This is a genomic window from Pseudomonas sp., assembly GCF_030147005.1.
Lineage (GTDB): Bacteria > Pseudomonadota > Gammaproteobacteria > Pseudomonadales > Pseudomonadaceae > Aquipseudomonas.
The window spans coordinates 13,841-34,081 of sequence record NZ_JASLAW010000200.1; the positions used below are offsets into that span (position 1 = coordinate 13,841).

General features: G+C 59.1%; 21 protein-coding genes. 10 read left to right on the plus strand and 11 right to left on the minus strand.

The window, feature by feature from the left end; genetic code table 11:
- The first annotated feature begins 11 nt into the window (after positions 1–11).
- The 3 genes from Q1V60_RS18645 to Q1V60_RS18655 all read left to right on the plus strand — a co-directional run bounded on the left by Q1V60_RS18645 (position 12) and on the right by Q1V60_RS18655 (position 2,773).
- Positions 12–749, plus strand: a complete 738-nt coding sequence (locus Q1V60_RS18645) for an NAD(P)-dependent oxidoreductase (RefSeq protein WP_300633287.1) — start codon at positions 12–14, stop codon at positions 747–749.
- An 11-nt stretch (positions 750–760) separates the two neighbouring features.
- Positions 761–2,170 (plus strand): MFS transporter, encoded by a 1,410-nt coding sequence (locus tag Q1V60_RS18650; protein WP_300633289.1) that lies wholly within the window; start codon positions 761–763, stop codon positions 2,168–2,170.
- Positions 2,171–2,302: 132 nt separating this feature from the next.
- Complete coding sequence (locus Q1V60_RS18655; protein ID WP_300633291.1) at positions 2,303–2,773, plus strand: hypothetical protein; 471 nt, start codon at positions 2,303–2,305, stop codon at positions 2,771–2,773.
- A gap of 64 nt (positions 2,774–2,837) precedes the next feature.
- Here Q1V60_RS18655 and Q1V60_RS18660 read toward each other — a convergent pair whose 3' ends face one another.
- A complete protein-coding gene (locus tag Q1V60_RS18660; protein ID WP_300633349.1) occupies positions 2,838–3,764 on the minus strand; it encodes an aliphatic sulfonate ABC transporter substrate-binding protein in 927 nt (308 codons plus the stop codon).
- A 236-nt stretch (positions 3,765–4,000) separates the two neighbouring features.
- On the opposite strand from Q1V60_RS18660, the gene Q1V60_RS18665 reads away from it, so the two are divergent.
- Positions 4,001–4,396, plus strand: coding sequence for a GNAT family N-acetyltransferase (locus Q1V60_RS18665; protein ID WP_300633293.1), 396 nt, complete (start codon positions 4,001–4,003; stop codon positions 4,394–4,396).
- A 126-nt stretch (positions 4,397–4,522) separates the two neighbouring features.
- Here the strand turns inward: Q1V60_RS18665 and def are convergent, their stop codons facing one another.
- The 3 genes from def to Q1V60_RS18680 all read right to left on the minus strand — a co-directional run bounded on the left by def (position 4,523) and on the right by Q1V60_RS18680 (position 6,379).
- Complete coding sequence (def, locus tag Q1V60_RS18670; RefSeq protein ID WP_300633295.1) at positions 4,523–5,062, minus strand: peptide deformylase; 540 nt, start codon at positions 5,060–5,062, stop codon at positions 4,523–4,525.
- Positions 5,059–6,015 carry a YihY/virulence factor BrkB family protein gene (locus Q1V60_RS18675; RefSeq protein ID WP_300633297.1) on the minus strand — a complete coding sequence of 319 codons (957 nt, stop codon included), beginning with the start codon at positions 6,013–6,015 and terminating at the stop codon, positions 5,059–5,061. Before Q1V60_RS18675 ends, def begins: the two co-directional genes overlap by 4 nt.
- A gap of 178 nt (positions 6,016–6,193) precedes the next feature.
- Positions 6,194–6,379 (minus strand): CsbD family protein, encoded by a 186-nt coding sequence (locus Q1V60_RS18680; RefSeq protein ID WP_300633299.1) that lies wholly within the window; start codon positions 6,377–6,379, stop codon positions 6,194–6,196.
- Between the two features lie 198 nt (positions 6,380–6,577).
- On the opposite strand from Q1V60_RS18680, the gene Q1V60_RS18685 reads away from it, so the two are divergent.
- Complete coding sequence (locus Q1V60_RS18685) at positions 6,578–6,955, plus strand: hypothetical protein (protein ID WP_300633301.1); 378 nt, start codon at positions 6,578–6,580, stop codon at positions 6,953–6,955.
- A gap of 589 nt (positions 6,956–7,544) precedes the next feature.
- On the opposite strand, the gene fadD1 is transcribed toward Q1V60_RS18685, so the two are convergent.
- On the minus strand, positions 7,545–9,236 hold the full coding sequence (fadD1, locus tag Q1V60_RS18690) for a long-chain-fatty-acid--CoA ligase FadD1 (RefSeq protein WP_300633302.1): 1,692 nt from the start codon (positions 9,234–9,236) through the stop codon (positions 7,545–7,547).
- Between the two features lie 382 nt (positions 9,237–9,618).
- Entirely contained in the window at positions 9,619–11,307 is a 1,689-nt protein-coding gene (fadD2, locus tag Q1V60_RS18695; RefSeq protein WP_300633304.1) for a long-chain-fatty-acid--CoA ligase FadD2, read from the minus strand.
- Positions 11,308–11,520: 213 nt separating this feature from the next.
- On the opposite strand from fadD2, the gene Q1V60_RS18700 reads away from it, so the two are divergent.
- Positions 11,521–12,465 carry an alpha/beta hydrolase gene (locus Q1V60_RS18700; protein WP_300633306.1) on the plus strand — a complete coding sequence of 315 codons (945 nt, stop codon included), beginning with the start codon at positions 11,521–11,523 and terminating at the stop codon, positions 12,463–12,465.
- Positions 12,466–12,522: 57 nt separating this feature from the next.
- Positions 12,523–12,993, plus strand: coding sequence for a MaoC family dehydratase (locus tag Q1V60_RS18705; RefSeq protein ID WP_034115694.1), 471 nt, complete (start codon positions 12,523–12,525; stop codon positions 12,991–12,993).
- A 122-nt stretch (positions 12,994–13,115) separates the two neighbouring features.
- Here Q1V60_RS18705 and Q1V60_RS18710 read toward each other — a convergent pair whose 3' ends face one another.
- Entirely contained in the window at positions 13,116–13,583 is a 468-nt protein-coding gene (locus tag Q1V60_RS18710) for a PA2169 family four-helix-bundle protein (protein WP_300633310.1), read from the minus strand.
- A 204-nt stretch (positions 13,584–13,787) separates the two neighbouring features.
- On the opposite strand from Q1V60_RS18710, the gene Q1V60_RS18715 reads away from it, so the two are divergent.
- The gene (locus tag Q1V60_RS18715; protein ID WP_104505342.1) at positions 13,788–14,024 is read left to right on the plus strand and encodes a DUF3820 family protein; all 237 of its coding nucleotides are present in this window, start codon (positions 13,788–13,790) and stop codon (positions 14,022–14,024) included.
- Positions 14,025–14,038: 14 nt separating this feature from the next.
- The gene (locus Q1V60_RS18720) at positions 14,039–15,214 is read left to right on the plus strand and encodes an aminotransferase class V-fold PLP-dependent enzyme (RefSeq protein ID WP_300633312.1); all 1,176 of its coding nucleotides are present in this window, start codon (positions 14,039–14,041) and stop codon (positions 15,212–15,214) included.
- A gap of 111 nt (positions 15,215–15,325) precedes the next feature.
- On the opposite strand, the gene Q1V60_RS18725 is transcribed toward Q1V60_RS18720, so the two are convergent.
- Genes Q1V60_RS18725 through zwf form a run of 3 tightly spaced genes read right to left on the minus strand, consistent with a single transcriptional unit; the run spans position 15,326 to position 18,175 of the window.
- Positions 15,326–15,991 carry a bifunctional 4-hydroxy-2-oxoglutarate aldolase/2-dehydro-3-deoxy-phosphogluconate aldolase gene (locus Q1V60_RS18725; RefSeq protein WP_300633314.1) on the minus strand — a complete coding sequence of 222 codons (666 nt, stop codon included), beginning with the start codon at positions 15,989–15,991 and terminating at the stop codon, positions 15,326–15,328.
- Positions 15,992–16,008: 17 nt separating this feature from the next.
- Positions 16,009–16,722 carry a 6-phosphogluconolactonase gene (gene pgl, locus Q1V60_RS18730; protein ID WP_300633316.1) on the minus strand — a complete coding sequence of 238 codons (714 nt, stop codon included), beginning with the start codon at positions 16,720–16,722 and terminating at the stop codon, positions 16,009–16,011.
- Positions 16,709–18,175, minus strand: a complete 1,467-nt coding sequence (gene zwf / locus Q1V60_RS18735) for a glucose-6-phosphate dehydrogenase (protein WP_300633318.1) — start codon at positions 18,173–18,175, stop codon at positions 16,709–16,711. Before zwf ends, pgl begins: the two co-directional genes overlap by 14 nt.
- 220 nt (positions 18,176–18,395) lie before the next feature.
- Between zwf and Q1V60_RS18740 the strand changes: the two genes are divergently transcribed.
- On the plus strand, positions 18,396–19,256 hold the full coding sequence (locus tag Q1V60_RS18740; protein ID WP_300633352.1) for a MurR/RpiR family transcriptional regulator: 861 nt from the start codon (positions 18,396–18,398) through the stop codon (positions 19,254–19,256).
- Positions 19,257–19,322: 66 nt separating this feature from the next.
- Here Q1V60_RS18740 and Q1V60_RS18745 read toward each other — a convergent pair whose 3' ends face one another.
- The gene (locus tag Q1V60_RS18745) at positions 19,323–20,168 is read right to left on the minus strand and encodes a D-hexose-6-phosphate mutarotase (protein ID WP_300633320.1); all 846 of its coding nucleotides are present in this window, start codon (positions 20,166–20,168) and stop codon (positions 19,323–19,325) included.
- Between the last annotated feature and the right edge of the window lie 73 nt (positions 20,169–20,241).

The following is a 20,241-nucleotide window of genomic DNA, read 5'->3' on the forward strand; positions in this document are numbered from 1 at the left end:
AGGGGCACCCCATGAACGGACTCAACGTGCTCTTGACCGGCGCCTGCGGAAAAGTCGGCAAGACATTTTTCGAGGCATCGAAAGACCGCTATCGCTTCACCCTGACCGATCGCATCGAGCCGGATTTCGACCTGGGCGAACATCGCTTCGTGCGCGCCGACCTGAGCAACAAATCCGTCCTCGCCAGCCTGCTCGAAAACATCGAGGTGGTTGTACATCTTTCGGGTATCCCAGACCCCGATACGTCGTTCGAGGCGTTGCTCCCCAACAATATCCTCGCGACCACCTACCTGTTCGAAGCCGCCGTGGCCGCCAGCGTGCGCCGCCTGGTGTACGCCAGCAGCGCGCAAGCCGTTGAAGGTTATCCGATAGACCGTCAGATCACCCCCGATATGCAAGTGATGCCCGCCAACCTTTATGGGGTGAGCAAATGCTACGGCGAGGCGTTGTGCGGTTATTACGCAGCAAAGACGCCGTTGTCGGCCATCGCCCTGCGCATTGGCGCCTTCGAATCTCCTGACACCCAGGATTTGAACAACGCTCGCGACCTCAGCGCCTGGCTCAGCCCACGTGATGCCGTGCAATTGTTGCAACGTTCGGTAGAGGCCGAGGGTGTGAAACACTTGATCGCCCACGGCATCTCCAATAACCGTTTCAAGCGCCTGGACCTGAGCGAAACCACACGTGTGCTGGGCTATCAGCCGGTGGATGATGCGTTCCAGGTATTCGAAATCCCCATCACTTACTGAGTGCTCTCACCATGCCTGCACGCTCCGCCATCGACGGTATCGACCCGGCCCGCGCCGCCCACATCAGCGCTCGCATCGACCGCCTGCCCGCGGTAGCCAGCCTATGGCGCCTGGTTGCGTTGCTCTCCATCGGCGGTTTTTTCGAGCTGTATGATCTTTTCCAGACGGCCTACATCAGCCCAGGTCTGATCAGCGATGGGATCTTCCACACCGGCAGCGAGGGCGTGTTTGGCTTCTCTGACCAAGCCGCGTTCGCCTCGGCGACCTTCCTTGGTCTGTTCCTCGGCGCCAGCCTGCTCAGCCCCATTGCCGACCGTTTCGGGCGCCGGGCGATTTTCACCTTTGCGTTGATCTGGTACACCGTGGCCACGGTGTTGATGGGCATTCAAACTTCGGCCCTGGGCATTATCTGCATGCGCTTTCTTGTGGGGATCGGCCTGGGCATCGAGTTGGTGACCATCGACGCCTATCTGTCGGAACTGGTGCCCAAGCGCATGCGCAGCTCGGCATTTGCCTTTGCGTTTTCCATTCAGTTTCTATCGGTGCCGGCGGTGGCGCTGATGTCATGGTGGCTGGTGCCCCAGGCGCCGTTTGGCATCTCCGGTTGGCGCTGGGTGGTGCTCAGCAGTGCGGTGTTTGCGCTGTTTATCTGGCAACTGCGCAAGCGCCTGCCGGAGTCACCGCGCTGGCTGGCGCAGAAAGGTCGCTTCGAGGAAGCCGGCGCGATCCTGGACAACCTGGAAGCGCGCTGCCTGAAGGATCACGGCAAGCCTCTGGATGCACCGGAACCGGAGGCTGTCAGCGTGCAGGGCAGCGGCCGTTTCGCCGATATCTGGCAACCGCCCTACCGTCGCCGCGCCTTGATGCTGATCGTGTTTCACGTGTTCCAGGCCATCGGTTTCTTCGGCTTTGGCAACTGGCTGCCGGCATTGCTGTCGGGCCAGGGCGTCAGTGTGACCCACAGTCTGCTCTACGCCTTTATCATCACCCTCGCCTACCCGCTGGGCCCATTGCTGTTCGTGAAGGTCGCCAACCGTTTTGAAAACAAATGGCAGATTGTCGCTTCGGCCATGGGCGCGGTGATCTTCGGCAGCCTATTCGCCCTGCAAACCACGGCGGTGGGGCTGATCTTCTGTGGAGTGATGATCACCTTCTGCAATGCCTGGCTGAGCTTCAGCTATCACTCGTATCAGAGCGAATTGTTCCCCACCAATATCCGTGCGCGGGCGGTGGGGTTCTGCTACTCGTTCAGCCGCTTGTCCACGGTATTCAGCAGCCTGCTGATCGGCTTTATCCTCGAACACCTGGGCACGCCGGGCGTGCTGGCGTTTATTGCCAGCAGTATGTTGATCGTGATGATCACCATCAGTTGGTTCGGGCCGCGCACGCGCAATCTGGCGTTGGAGAATATCGCCCATTGACGGCAATGGTTGGCCGTCGACGGGACAGCCTTTGCCGCGACGGCTGCTTAACCCCCCTGAAACGCGCACGTCGGTGCCCGGCATGCTAATTGCTCCAGCTGTTGCATCGTACATTTGCACAGGTGACCGATCATGCTGGTTAACAACGACACCCAAGCCGCGTCGACCCTTCAACAGCTCAAACGCTCCGACATGGACCCAGCCAACGCCGCCGCCAGCGCGTTGTACAGCGGCGCCCTGCAAGCAGCGCAGCAAAGCGTGACAGTGCAGGCCGCGCAGAAGGCGTTGGACACGGCGAGCGACCGCATCGACGAGGCCTTCGCCAAGACCCGCGTGCAGTTGCAGGCTACAGCGCCGACCGCTGGCGCGCGGGCTGAACTCAACGATTACATGAGCAAATCCCCGGCCGAACGCATCCGCGAACAGTTGCTCAAGGAACAAGGTGTGACCGAGGAGCAAGTGCAGGCCCTGCCGCAGGAGAAACAAGACGCCATTGCCCGGCAAGTCGCTGAGCGCTTGAAAGAGCAGCAACAACAGCAGGTAGCGGCGAAGACGGCTGCCCCGCAGGCGCAGACGGTGAAAGAAACATTGGCCGCGATTTAGCGGCGCCCGCTGATCTAAAAAAAGGGCAGTGGTGGCAGCCTGCAAAAAAGTTGACGCGCGCAGACTAGGGCGCTTTGAACACAGCCTGCTGCACATCGACCTTTTTCGGGATCAGGCCATTGGCGAAAAACAGGTCGGCGGTGCGTTGCTGATTGGCGATGTCGATCGCCTGCAGCGGCCGGATCGGCTCGGGGGAACGGTGCTCAAAGTAGCTTTTGACCACGGCCGGTTGCAGGCCCAGGGTCTTGGCCATCAGCGCAATGCTGTCCTCGGGCTGATCGAGCGACAGACGCTGGGCCTTGCCAAGGGTCTGGATGATGGTGGCAATGGCCTGGGGGTTTTGCTGGGCAAACGCGCCGCTGGTCACGAAGAAGCTGCCGGCAGGATTGAGGCCTTCACCGGTGCCCAATACGCGGGCCGCACCGTCGACCACGGCGGCCGAGTAGTACGGGTCCCACACCACCCAGGCGTCCACCTTGCCTTGCTCGAACGCGGCGCGCCCGTCGGAAGGCGACAGGTACACCACGTTTACATCCTTCCACTGCAAGCCGGCGCGCAGCAGGCTCTTGAGAAACAGGTTGTGGGCACTTGAGCCCTTGAGCAGCGCCACGCGCTTGCCCTTGAGTTCGGCCACGCTACGAAGGGCGCTGGTGGTGGGCACGAGGACGGCTTCGGTCTTGCCCTCATTGGGCTCGACGGCGATGTACTGCAACTCGATACCGGCGGCCTGGGCAAAAATTGGCGGGATGTCGCCGATATTGCCGATGTCCAGGCTGCCGGCGTTCAGCGCCTCGATCAACGGCGGGCCACCGAGGAACTCGGTCCACTGCACCTGCGTGCCAGGCAGCGCGGCTTCGAAGAGCTTGTGCTCACGGGCGAGCACCATGCTCACCGAGCTTTTCTGGTAGCCAATGCGCAAGGTGGGCGGGTCGGCGGCCAGCACGTTAACGGCGACCAGCGAAAGAACAGCGGCGGCAATCATTTTCAGCATCAGAGCGCTCCATTGACCTTGGCGGCTGGCGCGGGCGTGGAGCCGCAGCGAACCGCACAGCAGGCGTTGCACGGTAGGTCGGGGGTTCAAGTGGAGCGATCCTAACAAGCCCTCTTATTCTTTAATAATATTTAAAAGTCATCTCTATATAACTTTAAATCAGGTTCGAATGGCCGTGGTTTGCAGCCTGGCGGCAACGGTTACAATGCCCGCCTCGCCCTTTCATTGGTTTGACCATGCACATCGAATTGCTGGCGGCGCCGCTATGGCCGTTGTTGAATAAGTTTTACCGCAGCCACAACTCGTCGATGAAGGCGCTCAAGGGCGGGCAGTTGTGGGTGGCAAGAGACGCGGAGATCGTCGCCGGGTTATGCCTGACACCCGTGGTCGGTGGGCAGTGGCTGACGGGCGTGTTCGTTGACCCGGCCTATCGCGGCCAGGGGCTGGCCGGGCGATTGATCCATCAGGCGGTGGCCAAGGTGGACACGGTCTGGTTGCTGTGCCATCCAGACCTTGAAACGCTGTACCAGCGCATGGGGTTTTCTCAAGACACTGTGCTGCCGCAATCGCTCAGCGAACGGCTGGTGCGCTACAAGCGCAACAAACCGATGATTGCGATGGGTTTGAATTAACCCAGAACCCATGTGGAAGCGGGCTTGCTCGCGAATGCGGTGTGCCAGTTGATACCTGTGCAAGCTGACACACTGCATTCGCGAGCAAGCCCGCTCCCACTTTTTTGATCGGCGACGGCTCAGGGGTTATTCGTCAGCCGTTGGGTCCATGTCGGGGAAGATCTCCTCGATAAACCCGAACTTGCTGAAGTCGGTAATCCGCGACGGGTACAACCGGCCGATCAGGTGATCGCACTCGTGCTGCACCACCCGTGCATGGAAGCCGTCGGCGAAGCGTACGATCGGCTCGCCCTTGGGGTCGAAACCTTCGTAGCGAATCTGCTGGTAACGGTCCACGGCGCCGCGCAGGCCGGGAACGGACAGGCAGCCTTCATAACCCTCTTCCAGCACCGGGCTGAGCGGCGTGATCAAGGGGTTGATCAGGATGGTCTGCGGTACCGGCGGCGCCTCCGGGTAGCGTTCGCTGGCCTCGAAACCAAAGATCACCAGTTGCAGGTCCACGCCGATCTGCGGCGCGGCCAGGCCGACGCCGCCCACGTGTTCCATGGTCTGGAACATGTCATCAATCAGTTGCCACAGTTCGGGGCTGTCGAACATTTCCGGCGGCACGGGCTGGGCAATGCGCAGCAGACGTTCATCGCCCATTTTCAGGATTTCACGGATCATTGATCAGGCTCAACGGTGGGAGGCTTGGAGTGGTCTCGGCCCAGGCCTGAGACATGTTGTTTTTCGCCGCCATGGCCCGGTTCGTCGATTTGCTTTTCGCCGGGGTCCTTGCCTTCGGCGGACATGTGTTCGATGACGGCGTTCATCTCCGCGCCGAGCAACAGCACGGCGGCGGAAATGTAGAAATACAGGAGCAGGACGATGATCGCACCGATACTGCCATACATGGCGTTGTAGTCGGCGAAGGTTTTAACGTAGTAGCCGAAGCCGAGGGAAGCGACGATCCACACCACCACCGCCAGTACCGAACCCGGGGTGATAAAGCGAAACTCCTGCTCCACGTCGGGCATCACGTAATACATGAGGGCCACGGCAAACATCAGCAGGATCACGATCAGCGGCCAGCGCACGATGGTCCACAGCGTGACCACGAACTCCTGCATGCCGATCTGCCCCGCCAGCCATTCCATGACTTGCGGGCCGAGTACCATCAGCGCGGCGGCGGCCAGCAGCATGCCGGCGATGCCCACGGTGTAGAAAATCGACAGCGGAAAACGCTTCCAGATCGGCCGCCCCTCCACCACGTCATACGCCGCGTTCATCGCACTCATCATCAAGCGCACGCCGGCGGAGGCAGTCCACAGAGCGATCACGATACCCACCGAAAGCAGCCCGCCCTTGGATTGCTGCAGTTGGTCGATCACCGGGTTGACCTGCTCCAGGGCCTGGGGCGGCAGTACCAGCTCCGATTGCAGGCGCAGCCAACTGAAGAAGTCCGGCAGATGCAGGAAACCAATCAAGGCAATCAGAAACAGCAGGAAGGGAAACAGCGAGAACAGCATCTGGTAGGCCAGTGCCGAGGCGTAGGTGGGCATCTCGTCGTCGACAAATTCCGTGACGGTGCGCACCAGCACCTTGTGCAACTTGAGACCGTTAAGCACCGGAAAAATCATAGCGTCTCCTTTCGCCGCAAAGAGGTAGTTCGTGGGCGACTCAGGGGCCGTTTTCTACATCAAAGTAGCCCATTTGGCGACTTTGAAACAATTTCTAAACTTTAGTTGCGCAAGCGCATACAAAAACGGCCATCCGTGGATGGCCGTCGGGCTGCCGGGGTGAGCCAGCCGAACCGTGTTACTCGGTCGCTTTTTTCACGGCGTCCTTGGTTTTGCCCACTGCCTGCTGTGCTTCACCTTTCTTTTCCTGGATGACGCCTTCAGCACGCATTTTATCGTTATCGGTAGCCTTGCCCACACCTTGCTTGACGTTACCGACGGCTTCGTTAGCCATGCCTTTTACCTTATCGGAAGTGCTGCTCATAGTATTACTCCTGATAACAATCAATGGTTTTTGGTCACTACGCTTCGGTTGACTCGAAGCCAAGCGCCAGAGTTTCAATTATTTTGCGTGAGCATTTCATCGAAAGGGGCAGGTTTGCCTTTATGTTTTACGGCCAACCCACGAGAATGCCCGGCAGATTCAGGCTCGAACGCTGAATACAGATCCCGTAGGAAGGTTATGAAACTCAATAAAGCACAGGCCATCGCCCGCAGAAACCAGGAACTGGGCGGTGCCGTACTCGGCGTCAACAACTGCCATTTCACCGATCTGGACCGCAAACGCAACATCTGGTGGTTCGACCTGCCACTGGCGCGGATTGCCGTGGGCCAGTACGAGTGGATACACCTGTTGATGCACAACGCCGAGACCGACCAGTTGTTGCACCTGAAGGTACCAACCCTGTTCCTGCGCGAAAACCTTGAAGGGTTGGTGGTGCGCAATGCCGGCAAGCGCAAGCCGGAGATCACCCTGGAACTGAGCGCCGACAAAGACTCGCTCCTTAAGGATGTGCGCCCTGCCGGTGCGGGCATCAGCTTCGCATCGTTCGCGGTATAACCGCTTGAGCGGTTATTGACGGGCCGCAGCTTGCGCGTCGTTCGCGGTATAACCGTTTGAGCGGTTATTGACGGGCCGCAGCTTGCGCATCGTTCGCGGTATAAGCGTTTGAGTGGTTATTGACGGGCCGCAGCTTGCGCGTCGTTCGCGGTATAACCGCTTGAGCGGTTATTTGACGGGCCGCAGCTTGCGCATCGTTCGCGGTATAACCGTTTGAGTGGTTATCGACGGGCCGCAGCTTGCGCGTCGTTCGCGGTATAACCGCTTGAGCGGTTATCTGACGGGCCGCAGCTTGCGCGTCGTTCGCGGTATAACCGCTTGAGCGGTTATTTGACGGGCCGCAGCTTGCGCGTCGTCTATACCGTCACACGCAGGGGTTCGATTTCTGTGCGTAGGCGGTCTGTGAAACGACGCCAGTCACACGATCTAACACCCATGTAGCACGGCAACTACCCCAGCGAATGGGGCGAACCCCGCCTTTTTTTCACACTTCGCGTTAAGTGGCAATTCTGCGATCAATGCAAAGTCCACAGGACAGCCAAAAAAAACCCGCACTTTATAAGTACGGGTTGGGTGAACAGCGACCCGATTACTTTTTCAGGCCGAGCTTCTTGAGTTCTTCATCACGCAATTCGCGCCGCAGGATCTTGCCCACGTTGGTGGTTGGCAGCGCATCGCGGAACTCGACGGCCTTGGGCACCTTGTAGCCGGTGACGTTGGCGCGCATGTGTTCCATCACCTGTTCCTTGGTGAGGGTAGCCCCAGGCTTGACCACGATGAACAGCTTGATGTGCTCGCCGGACTTTTCATCCGGTACGCCGATCGCCGCACACTGCAACACGCCCGGCAGGCCTGCCAGTACGTCTTCCAATTCATTGGGGTAGACGTTGAAACCTGAGACCAGAATCATGTCCTTCTTGCGGTCCACGATGCGCATGTAACCGTCTGGCTGGATGATCGCAATGTCACCGGTTTTCAGCCAGCCGTCACTGTCGAGCATCTCGGCGGTGGCGTCTTCGCGCTGCCAGTAGCCCTTCATCACTTGCGGGCCTTTGACGCACAATTCGCCGGTTTCGCCCAGCGCCAGTTCGGTGCCGTCATCGGCGATAACTTTACACACGGTGGATGGCACCGGAATGCCGATGGTACCGACCTGGATGTGCTGGATCGGGTTCACGGTGGCCACCGGGCTGGTTTCGGTCATGCCGTACCCTTCGCAGATGCTGCAACCGGTCACGGCCTTCCAACGCTCGGCCGCCGCCAGTTGCAGGGCCATGCCGCCTGACAGGGTGACCTTCAGCGCGGAGAAATCCAGCTTGCGGAAACTTTCGTTGTTGCACAGCGCCACGAACAGGGTGTTGAGGCCGACAAAGCCGCTGAACTTCCATTTGGAGAGTTCCTTGACCATCGCCGGCAGGTCGCGCGGGTTGCTGATCAGGATGTTGTGGTTGCCGATCAGCATCATCGCCATGCAGTGAAAGGTGAACGCGTAGATGTGGTACAGCGGCAGCGGCGTGATCAGGATTTCGCAACCTTCATTGAGGTTGGAACCCATCAGCGCCTTGCATTGCAGCATGTTGGCGACCAGGTTGCGATGGGTGAGCATCGCACCTTTGGCCACGCCGGTGGTGCCGCCGGTGTATTGCAGCACCGCAACATCGCCACAGGCCGGGTTGGCATCGCTGACCGGTTGGCCCTGCCCCTTGGCCAGCACGTCATTGAACTTGATCGCTTGCGGCAAGTGGTACGCCGGGACCATTTTTTTCACGTACTTGATTACGCTGTTGATCAACAGGCGCTTGAACGGCGACAGCAGGTCGGCCACTTCGGTAACGATCACATGTTTGACAGCGGTCTTGGGCACGACTTTTTCAGCCAGGTGCGCCATGTTGGCCAAGCAAACCAGGGCCTTGGCACCGGAGTCGTTGAATTGGTGTTCCATTTCCCGCGCGGTGTACAGCGGGTTGGTGTTGACCACGATCAGCCCGGCACGGATGGCGCCAAACACGGCGACCGGGTATTGCAGGACGTTAGGCAGCTGCACGGCGATTCGATCGCCGGGCTTCAAGTCGGTATGCTGTTGCAGGTAGGCGGCGAATGCGCCGGACAATTCGTACAGTTCACCGTAGGTGATTGTCTTGCCCAGGTTGCTGAAAGCCGGTTTGTTGGCGAAGCGCTGGCAGGACTGCTTCAGTACCGCCTGAATATTCGGATACTCGTCTGGATTGATTTGTGCAGCAATCCCGGCGGGGTACTTATCCTTCCAAAAGTCTTCATTCATGGAAGCCCACTCCTCAGCGACGCGAATTCATCATCGCATTTGATGCGATTATTATTGGTGTATGTTTTTTAAGGTGAATCTGGCGCTTTCAAGCAGGCCTAGACGTCACAAAGCGCGCCGAGAGTAGCAGCTTTGCCAAGGGCCGCCTAGAGCCAAAAAAGGGCCCTACAGTCATAAACATGACTCAAGAATATTCAGTGGTCACTTTTAGAGCAAAGATTCTATAACGCTGTTTATGGCTCTGGAATGGGCATTACAGCGCCACCCATAGCACTGTGGGAGCTGCCTTGCCTGCGAGGTAACCACTTCCGTGTAACGCATACACCGAAGTAGTGCCTTCGCAGGCAGGCCAGCTCCCACATTTTTTGAAATCAATTTCACATCAAGCGATGTCGCGCAGCTCCCTGCGCAAAATCTTGCCCACTGGCGTCATGGGCAACGATTCACGCAACACAATATGCTTGGGTATCTTGTACCCCGTGAAGTTGGCCTTGCAGTAAGCCTTCAACTCCTCAAGGCTCACCCCCTGGGCACGGGCCACCACGAACAGCTTCACCGCCTCCCCCGTACGCTCATCCGGCACGCCGATCACCGCACAGTTGGCCACGGCCGGGTGGGCCATCACCACGTCTTCGATTTCGTTGGGGTACACGTTAAAACCCGACACGATAATCAGGTCTTTCTTGCGATCCACAATGCGTATAAAGCCGTCGGCATCGATCACGGCAATATCGCCGGTCTTGAGCCAGCCTTCGGTGTCCAGAGTGTCGGCGGTGGCCTGCGGCTGCTGCCAATAGCCCTTCATCACCTGCGGGCCCTTGATGCACAGTTCGCCGCGCTCGCCCAACGGCAGCTCAGCGCCCTCGTCATCGATCACTTTCATGGCCGTGGCGGGCACCGGAATGCCGACCGTACCGAGTCGCGATTTATCGCCATAAGGGTTGGTGCTGGCCACCGGTGAGGTTTCGGTCAGGCCGTAGCCCTCGCCGATCGCACAACCGGTGATTTGCTGCCAGCGTTCGGCGGTGGCCTTGATCAACGCCGTGCCGCCGGAGTTGGTCAGCTTGAGATGGGAAAAATCCAGGTGCTTGAAGTCAGGATGGTCCATCAGTGCCACAAACAGAGTGTTCAGCCCCAGCAGCCCGGTGAAGCGCCACTTCTTCAGCTCCTTGATGAACCCGCCGATGTCCCGCGGGTTGGTGATCAGCACGTTGTGGTTGCCGGACACCATCATGCACATGCAATTCGCGGTGAACGCATAGATGTGGTACAGCGGCAGCGGCGCAATCATCACCTCCTGCCCTTCCTTGATCAGCGGGTGGCCATCGTCGCCGGTTTGCGACATGCACGCCCGCACTTGCTGCATATTCGCCACCAGGTTGCCGTGGGTGAGCATCGCGCCCTTGGCCAGGCCGGTGGTGCCACCGGTGTATTGCAGCACGGCGATATCATCCAGGCTGACCGGATGCCGCGTCACGCCCAGCCCCCCGCCCAAACGCAGTGCGCGCTTGAACGACACCGCACGCGGCAGGTGGTAGGCCGGGACCATCTTCTTCACTTTGTCGACCACGGTGTTGACCAACCAGCCCTTGGCGGCGGGCATGAAATCGCCCATTTTGGCTTCGATCAGGTAGTCGATCTCGGTGTCGGTACACACTTCCTGCACCCGCGAACCGAACAGATTGAGATAGACCAGCGCCCGCACGCCGGCGTCCTTGAACTGGTGGCGCATCTCGCGCGGGGTGTACAACGGGTTGGTATTGACCACGATCAGCCCGGCGCGCAGTGCGCCAAAAACGGCAATCGGGTAATGCAATACGTTGGGCATCTGTACCGCGATGCGCTCGCCGGGCTTGAGGTCGGTGTGCTGCTGCAGGTAACCGGCGAACGCCGCGCTCTGGCGCTCAAGCTCGGCGTAGGTCAGGGTAATGCCCATGTTGCTGAACGCCGGACGGTCGGCAAAGGCCTTGCAGGAACGCTCGAAAACTTCGATCACCGAATGGTAGGTGGTGAGGTCGATGGCATTGGGTACACCCGCTGCACGTTTGTCATTCCAAAAATCAGGTTGCATTATTCTTGTCCTCTTTACCTGAGTGTGTCCGGCCGCTGTTCGATGCAGCTATAAAAAGCGGAGCTTCGAGGACGTTAGCAGTAATGGCCAAACAGGCAAATACGCTGAGCTGTGTCATTGATTGTATGAATCTTGTTGCTGAGGCGTAGGCAGATACCCCGCCCTGCATCAGATGAGCTATACACTGCAACGACCCCGAGCAAAGGACCCGCCATGAACCACAGCACTTTCTGGCTGACCGCGAACGACCACAGCCGCCTGTACGTCAATCAGTGGATGCCCGACGATTCCCCCAAGGCCGTGGTGATGCTGTCCCATGGCATGGCCGAGCACAGCGGTCGCTATGAGCGCCTGGCGCAGGCGTTGTGCGGTGCCGGCTACGGTGTGTATGCGCTGGACCAACGAGGGCATGGGCTTACCGCAAACGAAGGCACCCTGGGGCTGTTCGCCGAAAAGGATGGCTGGAACACCGTGGTGGGCGACCTGGCCAGCCTCAACCAGCACATCGGCCAGCAGCAACCGGGGCTGCCGATCATTTTGCTGGGCCACAGCATGGGCAGCTACATCGCCCAGGCCTATCTTTTGCACCACAGCGCCAGCCTGCACGGGGTAATACTCAGCGGTTCGAATCTGCAGCCGGTGGCGTTGTATCGGGCAGCGCGGGCGATTGCACGTATCGAACGCGCGCGTCAGGGCGTGCGCGGGCGCAGTGCGTTGATTGACTTTCTGTCGTTCGGCTCATTCAACAAAGCGTTCAAACCTAATCGCACCGCCTTCGACTGGCTCAGTCGAGACCCGGTGGAAGTCGACAAGTACATTCAGGACCCCCTTTGTGGTTTCCGTTGCACCAATCAACTGTGGGTCGACCTGCTTGGCGGCTTGCAGCAAATCAGCAAAGCGTCCAATCTCGCGCAGATCGATCCGGGCCTGCCAATTCTGGTGATAGGCGGCGAATGTGATCCGGTGAGTGAAGGCAAGCGTCTCAAGCGCCTGGCCGATGCCCTGTGTGAGGCCGGCTGCCAGAACCTGCAACTGACGATCTATCCGCAGGCGCGTCATGAAATATTCAATGAAACCAACCGCGACGCTGTCACCGCGGATGTGCTGACGTGGCTTGAGCAAACGCTGGCATTGCCCAGACCCACCCGCTGTGAATGAGTTTGCGTTTAAAATCAGCCAATTAACTTACCGATTAGCCACAGGATGCACGTTTAGATGACCCAGGTTACCAACACCCCCTACGAGGCCCTCGAAGTCGGCCAGACCGCCAGCTTCAGCAAGACCGTTGAAGAGCGCGATATCCAGTTGTTCGCCGCCATGTCCGGCGATCACAACCCGGTACACCTGGATGCCGAATATGCCAAGGCGACCATGTTCAAGGAGCGTATCGCCCATGGCATGTTCAGCGGTGCGCTGATCAGTGCGGCCGTAGCCTGCGAGTTGCCTGGGCCGGGCACGATTTATATCGGCCAGCAGATGAGCTTCCAAAAGCCGGTCAAAATTGGTGACACCCTGACCGTGCGCCTGGAAATCCTGGAAAAACTGCCGAAGTTTCGTGTACGCATCGCAACCCGCGTGTTCAACCAGCGCGATGAGTTGGTGGTGGATGGCGAAGCGGAAATTCTTGCGCCACGTAAGCAGCAGGTTGTAACGCTGACTGAACTGCCACCGATCAGCATTGGCTGATACGCATAACCCAAAATGGGAGCGGGCCTGCCCGCGAATGCGGCGTGTCAATCAGCCAATACACTGACTGATACACCGCTTTCGCGAGCAAGCCCGCTCCCACATGGGTTGCTACGTGTAGCTTACGACTGAGCGCGAGCCTGGTTACGCAGGGCTTTCACTTGGTCGTGGTTACGTTGCACACCGTGATACTGGCGTTCAACCAGGTCACGAATGCCCAGCAGGTTGTGCTTGTTGATCTTTTCGATGGCTTCGCGATAAGCCTTCAGTGCGTGGTCTTCACCGCGCTCGGCTTCGTTCAGCACGGACTCTTCGTCCTTACCGGTCACCATCGACTTCACGTCAACCCAGCCGCGGTGCAGTGCACCGGCCATGCTGCCGGAATCTTCCGGATCACCACCCAAGGCACGCACGGCGGTTTTCAGCTCGGCGGCGGCGGTGGCGCAATCGGCGGAGCGCTTGGCGAACAGCGCTTTGAGTTCAGGGTGCTTGATGTCTTCAGCGCACTCTTTGAAACCTTTCTCGCCATCGATGCTGGTTTCGATCAGGTCATTCAATACAGAGATCGATTCTTTGTTGATGTCAGTCATTTTTCAATTCCTTGTGTGGATTGAGGAAGGTTGCCTTAATGATTGCAGCCCTCGTGCCAGGTTTTGAAAAATAACTTTTTTCTTTAATTTCAATAACTTACAAATAATTGAACCATCTGTATCTACGTTATTTGCATGATCTGTCATTTGGCCTTCGTGCAGAATGCCTGTATTTTTGAAGGCCTGACCTTCAATGCCAAGAACATGAACCCTGAAAAGCTCGAATTGTTGATTACCCGCGAAATGCCCTTTGGCAAATACAAGGGGCGGATCATCGCAGACCTTCCCGGCCCCTATCTGAACTGGTTCGCTCGTGAAGGATTTCCCCATGGGGAATTGGGCGGCTTGCTGGCACTGATGCAGGAAATCGATCACAACGGCCTGGCCGAATTGCTTGAGCCGCTGCGCGTGAAACACGGTAAACCCGCCCCTCGTCATTAACCAAGAGACGCGCCATGCCAAGGAATGCAAACAACGAAAGTCACTGGCAAGCCATCGCCCAGCGCTACGAGTTGGAACCGGGCCCCATCAATCTGGAGAACGGCTACTTCGGGCGCATGAGCCGCGCAGTCCAGGCGCAGTACCTGGAGCACGTTGCATTTATCAACCGCAGCAACTCGGTGTATGTGCGCCAGCGTTTCGAGCAAGGGGAAGCTATCGAGATTCGCCGCCAATTGGCCGGTTTGATCGACGCAGATCCGGATTCGGTGGCCTTCACCCGCAACGCCACCGAAGCCTTGCAGTCGCTGATCCGCAACTACAACCGCCTGGAACCGGGCGATCAGGTGCTGATCAGCGATCTGGAGTACGACACGGTCAAAGGCGCGATGCGCTGGCTGGCCGGCGTGCGAGGTGTTGAAGTGATCGAGATTTCCCACACTCACCCGGCCAACTTCGACAGCCTGGTGCAGACGTATCGCGATACCTTCAAGCAATACCCGCGCTTGAAGCTGATGGCGCTGACCCATGTCACCCACCGTACTGGCCTGGTGATGCCGGTGGCGGCGATTGCCAGGGCGGCACGTGAGCACGATGTCGATGTGATCCTCGACGGCGCGCACGCCCTCGGCCAGATCGATTTCAACCTTGCCGAACTGGGCATTCAGTTTGCAGGCTTCAACTTGCACAAATGGATCGGCGCGCCGCTGACCCTGGGCTTTCTCTACATCGCCCCTGAACGCCTGCCGGATATCGACCCGGACATGGGCGAATTCCACTACCCCGCCACGGACGTGCGGGTACGCACTTCCTACAGCACGCCGAACTTTCCCGCGCTGATGAGCCTGCCATTGGTGTTTGAGGAGCATCGGCAATTGGGTGGCGCGGCGGCCAAGGGCGCGCGACTCAATTACCTGCGAAATCTGTGGGTGAGCCCAGTGCGGATGTTGCCGGGGATTGAAGTGCTGACTTCGGATGATCCACGACTGTATTGCGGAATAACCGCGTTCAAGTTCGTCGGGCGCGATCAGCAGGTGATGGTCGATCGGTTGTTGGAAGAGCACGGCTTGTTTACGACGACGCGGACAGGAGCGGCATTTGGCACCTGCATCCGGGTAACGCCGGGGTTGGTAACCTCGGCAGCGGACATCAATGTGCTGGTCAAAGCCATTACTGCGCTGAGCACAGATTAAACTGCGGGATTTGTGATGATCCCGGTTTTCTTCAGGCAAAAAAAAGCGGTACACCGACCAAGTGCACCGCAAAAATGCCGTTAAGCAGCAACAACGATTCTATAAATCAGATCAGTCCAGCAGCGCCAGCGCCTCGGCGGTGACTTCCTGGATGCGCGCCCAGTCGCCATTCTTGACCCACTCAGGATCAAGCATCCAGCTACCGCCCACGCACATCACGTTTTTCAGTGCCATGTAGCTTTTGATATTGGCCGGGCCGACGCCGCCGGTCGGGCAGAATTTCACTTCGCCGAACGGGCCGCCCAAGGCCTTGATCGCAGCCACGCCGCCGCTGACTTCGGCCGGGAACAGCTTGAAGCGGCGATAGCCCAGGCCGTAGCCTTCCATGATGCCCGAAGCGTTGCTGATACCAGGCAGCAGCGGGATCGAGCTGTGCACGGAGGCTTCCAGCAGGTCGCGGGTAATGCCGGGGGTGACGATAAATTGCGAGCCGGCCACTTCTGCCGCTTCGAGCATATGACGGTCAAGCACAGTGCCGGCACCGGTGCACAGTTCAGGGCGCTGCTCACGCAACACTTGAATGGCCTTGAGGCCGAACTCGGAACGCAGGGTCACTTCCAATGCGGTCAAACCACCGGCTGCCAGGGCATCGGCCAGCGGCAGGATGTCCTGTTCGCGAGCGATGGTGATCACCGGCAGGATCCGCGCCTTAGCGCAGAGGCTGTCGATCAGGGCAACTTTATCCGCCATGGACACGGTCGGTTGAGGGCTTTTCATAGCGGCTGATCCTTGGCTCATGGGCACCAGTAAATCTCTAATGTAGGTTGCAAAAACGCGCGAATCGGCATGGCGGCAACATCGTCACCGGCCAGCGCGGCGCTCAAGGTGGTCAATTTCGAACTGCCGGAAATCGACAGTACGGTGTAGTGGGCCGTGGCCAACAAGGCACGACTCATGGTCAGGCGCTGGTGCGGCACGGTCGGCGCCAGCATCGGCCAGCAACGGCGGGTGCCGTCGGCCTGCAACGCTTGGGCGAGGTTCGGGCTGTCGGGAAACAGCGATGCGGTGTGACCGTCATCGCCCATGCCCAGCACGAGCACATCGATCGCCGGCAGTTCGGCCAGCAGGCGATCGGCCTGCTCGGCAGCGTCTTCAAGATTGGCTGCGGCGCTGTACAGGCTCAAAAATTTCGCGTTGGCCGCCGGGCCCTGCAACAAGTGCTGCTTCAACAAGCCGGCATTGCTGTCGGCGTGCTCCACCGGCACCCAGCGCTCGTCGGCCAGGGTGACGGTGACCTTGGACCAGTCCAGGGCCTGCTTGGCCAGGTTCTGGAAGAACGCCACGGGGCTACGGCCACCGGACACCACCAGGGTCGCCGCGCCACGGGCGCTGATGGCCGCGCGCAGTTGCTCGGCCACATCATGGGCCAGACCGTCCGCCAACAGCACAGGCGTGCGGTACTCATGGGCGGTAACGCCCTGAGGCAGTTTCAATTCAGATATCGCCATACCACGACCTCCCATCCCGCGTGATCAGTGCAATCGAGCTCATCGGCCCCCAGGAACCCGCCGCGTACGGCTTGGGCGCATCACCGGATTTTTTCCACCCGGCGATCAACTGGTCGCACCATATCCACGCCGCTTCAATTTCATCTTTGCGAACAAACAGGTTCTGGTTGCCGCGCATGACTTCCAACAGCAAACGCTCGTAGGCATCGGGGATGCGCGCGCTGCGATAAGTGTCGGAAAAATTCAGTTGCAGCGGACCGCTGCGCAGTTGCATGCCCTTGTCCAGGCCCTGCTCCTTGGTCATCACGCGCAAGGAAATACCTTCGTCCGGCTGCAGGCGGATGATCAACTTGTTGCTGATCTGCAAGCGCTGCTCGGGAGCGAAAATATAATGGGACGGTTCCTTGAAATGGATGACGATCTGCGACAGCTTTTGCGGCATGCGCTTGCCGGTACGCAGGTAGAACGGCACCCCGGCCCAACGCCAGTTACGGATATCGGCCCGCAGCGCGACGAAGGTCTCGGTGTCGCTCTGGGTGTTGGAATTCTCTTCTTCGAGGTACCCCGGCACGGCTTTACCGGCGCTGTAGCCGGCAATGTACTGGCCGCGCACCACTTGAGTGGTCAGGCCTTCCGGGCTGATCGGCGCCAGGGCCTTGAGCACCTTGACCTTCTCGTCACGGATGCTGTCTGCGGACAGATCGGCCGGCGGGTCCATGGCGATCAGGCACAGCAACTGCAGCAGGTGGTTCTGGATCATGTCGCGCAGTTGGCCAGCCTTGTCGAAGTAGCCCCAACGGCCCTCGATGCCAACCTGCTCGGCCACGGTAATTTCCACGTGGGAAATATAGTGCTGGTTCCATTGGGTTTCGAACAGGCTGTTGGCGAAACGCAAGGCGATCAGATTCTGGACGGTCTCTTTGCCCAGGTAGTGGTCGATGCGGTAGGTGCGGTTTTCCGGGAAAAACTGCGCTACGGCGTCGTTGACCTTGCGCGAGGATTCCAGGTCCGAACCAATCGGCTTTTCCAGCACGACGCGGGTGTTTTCCGCCAGGCCGACCTTGGACAGGTTTTCACAGATCGCACCGTACACGGCGGCCGGGGTGGCGAAATAGGCGATGAGGCGCTGTTCGCTACCGACCTTTTCGGCCAGGGCGACGTAGTCGTCGGCTTTCATGAAGTCGACGTGCACATAAGCCAGGCGCGCCAGGAAACGCTGGGCCACGGCTTCGTCCAGTTCCTTGCCGACGTACTTGCGCAGTTCTTTTTCGATATGAGCCAGGTGCTGCTGCTCGGAACCGGCTTCGCGGGCCAAGGCCAGGATGCGCGTGTCGTCATGCAGGAGGCCGGCGCCATCGAGTTGATAGAGAGCAGGAAATAACTTGCGCAGCGCCAGATCACCCAAAGCGCCAAACAGGGCAAAGGTGCAGGGTTCTACGGTTATCGAAGGCATGATGTTTGTTCTTTTATCAAGTTAAGCTACAAATACCTTTTTTCAAGGCATCACTCAAGGAAAAATGTAGTAATAACCACAACATTTTCCGCAAATACGCATTGCGAGTGGTGGTGTTCAGCTACCCTCAGTAGGATAGGCCACCGCGAAACGCCACTCATCGATTGGTTACCGCCTTTTTATTTGCATCGTCGCCCGAAGGAAAGACTGAATGGACCGCGTGCGAAATCTTCTGGAACAGATCCGGAAACGCCTCGAAGAATTGAACAAAGCCGAACGCAAAGTCGCCGAGGTGATCTTGCTCAACCCGCAGCAGGCCACCCGCTTCTCGATCGCGGCCCTCGCCCAAGCCGCCTCGGTCAGTGAACCGACGGTCAACCGTTTCTGCCGTTCGTTCGGCGTGAGCGGTTACCCTGAACTCAAACTGCAGTTGGCGCAAAGTCTGGCCAGTGGCGCAGCATATGTCAGCCGCGCCGTGGAAGCCGATGATAACCCTGAGGCCTACACCCAGAAGATCTTTGGCAGCGCCATTGCGTCTCTGGACAGCGCCTGCCAGGCCCTTGACCCGGCACTGATCAGCAAGGCCGTGGATTTATTGATCCAGGCGCGGCAGATCCACTTTTTCGGTCTGGGTGCATCGGCACCGGTGGCCATGGACGCGCTGCACAAGTTCTTCCGCTTCAACCTGGCGGTGACGGCCCACGCCGACGTGCTGATGCAACGCATGATCGCCTCCGTGGCGCATACCGGCGAGTTGTTCGTGATCATTTCCTACACCGGGCGTACCCGTGAGTTGGTGGAAGTGGCGCGTATTGCACGGGAAAACGGCGCGTCGGTGCTGGGCGTGACGGCCGAAAATTCGCCACTGGCCAAGGCCAGCACGGTGAGCCTGAATATTCCATTGCCGGAAGACACCGATATCTACATGCCGATGACCTCGCGGATCATTCAACTGACGGTACTGGATGTGCTGGCGACCGGAATGACGTTGCGCCGAGGAGTGGATTTCCAGCCGCACTTGCGCAAGATCAAAGAGAGCTTGAACGACAGCCGGTATCCGGTGGGGGATGAGTTCAACTGAGATGCACGCCGGCCTTTGTGCAAGGAAGTGAGCTCCCTTGCACAAAGGCCGGCATCCACTACACCGCTAGCCCCCTGCCCTGGCCTGTAAGCTCAAATGCGCCCGCTCCCCTGGCGCCAGGCTCGCCCCGGCCATCGCCGACTCCACGCACACAAACCCCGACGCCTCGTTGAAGCTCACGCCCAACAACGGCCGGCTGCCCGGATGCCACACCACCGTGTCGGCGCTGTCGCCGGTGTCGATGCACAGTTCACGCTGCCAGGCATGGTCCTTGAGGTGCAACTCACCCTCCTGCTGGAACACCCGCTGGCACCCACCATCCACTCGCAGTTCGCCTTCCTGCTGGCAAACCTGACGGTTGAGCTGGTCATAACCTTGCGCTCCGTCGAGCCCAGACAGCGCTACCTCGTCAACGTGACCAATACGCCAGTAAGCGTGCAAAGCGTGGCTCAGTTGGCAGGGCAGTTCATCCTGATGCTCGGTGCTCAGGCGCAGTTCCAGGGTTTCACCCAAATGCGCGTGCAGGTCCACCTGCCAGTCGCACAACTGCAACTGCCAATGCAGGCGCACGCCATCGTCGTCGGTGCTGCTGTCGAGCAGTTTCCAGTCGATCAAGCGTGCCCAGCCGTGGGAAGGCCAGGCATTTTCGCTGGGGTGACGGCCGTACCACGGCCAACACACCGGGACACCACCGCGAATGGCGCCGACTTGCGGCCATTTGGCCGCGCACCACAGCCAGGGTCTCTGGCCGGCGGGTTGAAAGTGCAGCAATTGCGCGCCTTGGCGACTGAAGACCGCCTGGCACAGCGGATGGTCGATCACCAACACATCGCGCATCTGAAAGCGCTCCCAGGCAAACACCGGGCGTTCGCGCAAGGATTTGAAAAAGCGTTGCAGCGGTTGCTCATGCATGTGCCACAGTCCCGAATATCACAGTGCAACCCAAAAAAAAGCGGATAGCCATGGCTACCCGCAAAATGCGCAC